This window comes from Microcoleus sp. BM001215392 (assembly GCF_036700185.1).
Classification (GTDB): Bacteria; Cyanobacteriota; Cyanobacteriia; order Cyanobacteriales; family Microcoleaceae; genus Microcoleus.
The window spans coordinates 1-4,810 of the sequence record NZ_JAUBOJ010000480.1; the positions used below are offsets into that span (position 1 = coordinate 1).

Annotated in this window: 5 protein-coding genes; 3 read left to right on the forward strand and 2 right to left on the reverse strand. The window is 46.5% G+C overall.

The genetic code is table 11. The features are described from left to right. A partial coding sequence (locus QT974_RS31055; protein WP_333472223.1) for an RNA-guided endonuclease InsQ/TnpB family protein occupies positions 1-877 on the reverse strand: 877 nt, incomplete at its 3' end. Between the two features lie 116 nt (positions 878-993). Here QT974_RS31055 and QT974_RS31060 point away from each other — a divergent pair. The 3 genes from QT974_RS31060 to QT974_RS31070 all read left to right on the forward strand — a co-directional run bounded on the left by QT974_RS31060 (position 994) and on the right by QT974_RS31070 (position 2,982). After that, positions 994-1,674 carry an MBL fold metallo-hydrolase gene (locus QT974_RS31060; protein ID WP_333472227.1) on the forward strand — a complete coding sequence of 227 codons (681 nt, stop codon included), beginning with the start codon at positions 994-996 and terminating at the stop codon, positions 1,672-1,674. Between the two features lie 158 nt (positions 1,675-1,832). After that, entirely contained in the window at positions 1,833-2,393 is a 561-nt protein-coding gene (locus tag QT974_RS31065) for a sugar O-acetyltransferase (RefSeq protein ID WP_333472224.1), read from the forward strand. Between the two features lie 124 nt (positions 2,394-2,517). Continuing rightward, positions 2,518-2,982 (forward strand): hypothetical protein, encoded by a 465-nt coding sequence (locus QT974_RS31070; RefSeq protein WP_333472225.1) that lies wholly within the window; start codon positions 2,518-2,520, stop codon positions 2,980-2,982. Positions 2,983-3,136: 154 nt separating this feature from the next. On the opposite strand, the gene QT974_RS31075 is transcribed toward QT974_RS31070, so the two are convergent. Beyond that, the gene (locus tag QT974_RS31075) at positions 3,137-4,444 is read right to left on the reverse strand and encodes a valine--pyruvate transaminase (protein ID WP_333472226.1); all 1,308 of its coding nucleotides are present in this window, start codon (positions 4,442-4,444) and stop codon (positions 3,137-3,139) included. Positions 4,445-4,810 lie beyond the last annotated feature (366 nt).

A 4,810-nucleotide genomic window follows, 5' to 3' on the forward strand; every position in this document is an offset into this window, starting at 1 on the left:
CTAAATTAATCTCGTTTTTCCATTGTACATTTTTGCCAATTACCAGAGTCCCAATCTTTCGTTCTCTTAAAAGATTGATGATGGAACGACTGGACGAGTGCAAGTAATTATCGATTTTCTGGTTTCGACAACGAGTTAGGCGTTGAATCCGTGATGAGGTTTTACGCAAACCTTTTAGCTGAGATTGTAACTGTGCTTTACGTTTGTTGTAGAACTGATTAATTGATTTCAATGGTCGCCCGTTAATCAGCAGAGGGGTAAAACCAGGCTGATTTGAAGTTAACGCCACTAAATTATTCAGTCCTAAATCAATACTAGCTACTAATTCTTTCGGGTTTTCATCCAGGGTGGACTCCGGTTCATTATAGATTACCTCGATTACATAAGAATCGCATTTAGGAACCAGTCTAACTTGGCAAATCCGATCGGGTTTTACCTTGGTTTTTATTGAAATTTCCGTACCCGAAAGCTTGATGATTCCTTTTTTCAATTGCTTGCTACTAACAGCCTGAATCGTATATACGAGGATATTCCGACCCTTGACTTTATCTTTGTACTTCGGTAGTTTCGGGCTACCACTGAATTTACTTGGCTCATTTTTGCAAGTTTTGACTGCTTCAAAAAAAGATTTCCAATTCTTGTCCAATATCATCAATATTTGTTGACTTACCTTGGCTGGTAAGTCCTTGTATGCTTGATGATACTTCATCAAACGGTTCATTTCGTTGTAATTAATGTAACCCCATCCATAGATAAAACTCTGACGAATTACGTAATTAGCGGCGTTGTACAAATTTTTCGATTTAAAGGCTAGTCCGTCAATTTCAACAAAACGATTCTCGGTGGATTTAATGATGTGTCTCTCTGCTAGTTGCATTCAGACTCTCCATTTTTTAACTCTCGCCATAATTCTCTCAGTTGGCTCTCTTGACTATATGATACTACCATTGTCTATTGATGCTTACAATCTTAATGAAGTTTTATAATACTTCCTTGAAACCACAGAGTTCAGCCTCGAAACAGCCCAGACAGGTGCTGGCAAATATTTTTGCTTTTGCGCCTAACCGGGATACGCTGGGTGCGACAGCCTATCTCATTGTAGAAAACGAATGCAACATCCTGGTGGATTGTCCCGCTTGGAATGATAGCTATCGAAAGTTTTTGGATTCGCACGGTGGCGTGCGCTTGCTGTTTCTCACCCACCGCGGCGCCATCGCCAAGGCGCGGGAAATTCAGGAATCCACGGGCTGCGATATCCTGATTCAAGAACAGGAAGCTTATTTGCTCCCTCAATTGCAGGTGACAGTTTTTGAGCGAGAATTGACTGTGAGCGATCGCATCAAGGTATTTTGGACTCCCGGCCACTCCCCCGGTTCGTCTTGCCTTTATGATAGTGCTAGCGGCGGAGTCCTGTTTAGTGGCAGACACTTGCTTCCCAACCGCGCAGGCGCCCCTGTACCGCAGAGAACGGCAAAAACTTTTCACTGGCCGCGCCAAATTAACAGCGTTGAGTCAATTATCGATCGATTTTCGCCCTCGACTTTGCAATATATCTGTCCCGCTGCGAATACTGGTTATTTGCGGGGAAAAGGATCGATCGATCGAGCTTTTGAACAATTAACCAATCTGGATTTAGGCCTTTGTTTGCAGAATCAAGCAGACGGGCGCGGTTGAAACCATGTCTGTACAAACACTAACGTGCTGGTATGGCCGATTGAATACCAGAAGACGAGCGGTGACAATTAAGTTATTTTTTCACACCGCAGGCGATCGGATATCGTTTGTCTGAACCTGGTTTCAACCCTACATCCTATCTAATACCGCCGATTATTATGGAAAAAACCGAAAAACAAAAAATGCTTGCCGGCGAATTATATTTAGCAGCAGACGAGCAACTGACAGCAGAACGCCAGCGAGCTCGCCGCCTTGCAAGAATTTATAATTCTACCCGCGAAGACGAACCCGACAAACGGTTAGAAATCCTGGCAGAATTGTTCGGAGCCGTCGGGCCCAAAGTTGAAATCGAGCCGCCTTTTTACTGCGACTACGGCAGCAATATTTATGCTAAAAACGGATTGTACATGAATTTTGGCTGTATAATTCTCGACTGCAATCGAGTTAACATCGGGGAGAATTTGCTGTGCGGGCCCAACGTACAAATTTACACTGCTTCTCACCCCACAGACCCGGAAATTAGACTTTCTGGCCGAGAACTCGCCGCGGAGATTAATATTGGCAATAATGTTTGGATTGGTGGCGGTAGTATTATTTGCCCGGGAGTTACTATTGGCAACAATAGCACGATCGGCGCCGGCAGCGTTGTTGTCAAAGATATTCCCGCAAACGTCGTGGCGGTGGGGAATCCTTGCCGGATCGTCCGGCAGTTGCCTTAATGTGGTACGATCGACCAACTAGCGCCATGCCCCGCAGCAAGCTCAAACAAAAAATTTTAGATCAGGCATCTAAAGTCCCTGAATTTTTGCCACTAAGTTCTCAATTCCTACTCACAAGATTTTTATGACAACTGCAACAGTTTATCCCACCGCACCCGAACTCGGCACCGATGACTACATAGCAGTAGGTTTAGCCACCTGCTTCGTCAAAGAAGAAGGCGAAGTGCATCAAGTAAAAGTAATCGAACCTATCCCATCAGCAGCTTTAGAAGCAATTGTCAAGGGAATTCCGACATCCTATGAAATGGCTTGGGGAACAACTTTAGGATCGGTGCTCGACGGCGAATCACCCAAGAGGATGCCAGAATTTCCCGCAGAAGCTCAGTTTAGCGAAGAATTCGGCTTTCGGGCGATCGCCGCAGCCCGCACTTACAAAATCCGCCCGGAAGCTCAAGTTCACATTCCTCAAGGAACAATGCGCAACAACTTTAGTTATTCGTTAGAGCGCAAAAGAGTGCTCAACATCGAGCGCGTGATTCGCACAGAAGACAATGTGAAACAGCACGAACACACTCACAAAGTTCTTTAACAGTTGATAGTAGTTGACAGTTGACAGTTGACAGTTGATAGTTGATAGTTGACAGGTTTGATCGTTCGGAATGCGAGTCCGCATCCATCCGAGGAATGCGAGTCCGAACGATCAAACATCGTCGAAAAGATCCGATGCTAAGGAGCAAACCTCACTAAATAGCAGATTGATAAACTTTTTCGATTAATTGAGACAAGCGTTTCATCGCAGTTTCAATCTCATCATTTGTCGCCGTCAAACTAATGCGCAAACACTCATGTTTGTGCTGCCAATCTTCCCGCAAACCCGGGAAAAAAGAACTTCCCGGTACAACAATTACACCAACTTTCTTCAATTCTTGATACATTTCCCAATCAGTCATTGGCAAATCTTTCAGCCACAACCACGCAAAGATTGCTCCTTCGCCTCGATGCAAGAACCAGGGTAAATCCTTGGGCATTGCGTGTTCTAGCGTGCTTTCAACTACTGCAAATTTGCTTTGATAGTACGGGCGAATTACGTTGAGGGAAATGTCGGCTAGGGCGCCGCTCGCAATGGCCCTAGCTGCGATCGCCTGTCCGTATCTCGGCGAGTGAATGCACATATTGGTCTGAAAAGATTCTAAGGTTTTAATGATTCCTTCATCGCCGATCGCAATTCCGATTCTTTCACCCGGTAATCCAGCCTTCGACAAACTCATGCAGTGGACGATATTGCCGCCGAAAATCGGTTTCATTTCGGTAAAGTTCAACGCCGGGAAGGGAGGCCCGTAGGCGGAATCGACCAATACCGGCACGTCAAAAGCGGCTGCTAAATCTGCTATTTTCTGCACTTCGTCGTCGGTGAGGACGTTTCCCGTGGGATTGCAGGGACGGGAAAAGATGACGCAACCGCTGGTTTCATCGATCGAAAGTTGGCTGAAATCCGGGCGGTATTTGAATCTGTGGGCGGCTGTATCAATATCTAGGGTGGGTTTGCAGGCGATGACTGCTTCGGGAATTAGGCTGACGCCGCCGTAACCGGTGTAGTCTGGGCTTAACGGCAGGACGATCGACTTTAGGTTGCGGATTTGAGATTTGGGATCGTCCGTGTCGGCGACTGGTGCGGTGTAGCCTCCGAAAGCATTGGCTGCGTAGAAGTAGATTGATTGACTTCCCGGAGTAATTAGGATGTTGCGATCGGTCAAATTCAGATGGTAACGCTGGTTAAAATCGGCCAATACTGCATCGATAAACGGCTGATAACCTTGGCTGGAACCGTAGCGACAAACGACTTCGCCGTATTCCGGGCCCGCCAAAAGTTCCGCAGTGCAATCGCGCCACAACTGCTCGACTTGCGGCAAAATCACCGGATTTCCGGCGCTTAAGTTGATAAATTCCTGCCCGTTGCCGGCTCTGAGTGTTTCAATAATATCTTTCATAATTGCCCGAACTCCTGTGAGTTGGGACATTTGAGTGCCAAATTGTGTGAGGGCAGGGTTCATGATGCGGCGAAGATGATAGAGGTTGACGGTCTATTAATGATAGCTTTTGTGCGATCGGGTCAAGACTTGCGTATCGATCGCGTATTATGCGATTGCGAGGAAGGAAGCATCAGCCCTAGCCCTTTCAGGGCGGCTTCGCCAACGGGCAGGCACGCGCCTTCGCAGCATCTGTTTTTGATCCGTTGTGCGTAGGATTGAGGGCGTGGTTTTGTTCGATCGGGCGATCGAACGAGATTTTTGGGGTGCAGCGGATGAGTGCAAGCAAATATATCCGTAGGGGCGAAGCATGACCGCAATCCATATGGGATTATAACTAATAACTTATATGCGGTCATGCTTCGCCCTCTTCAACAACCAGATGCACCC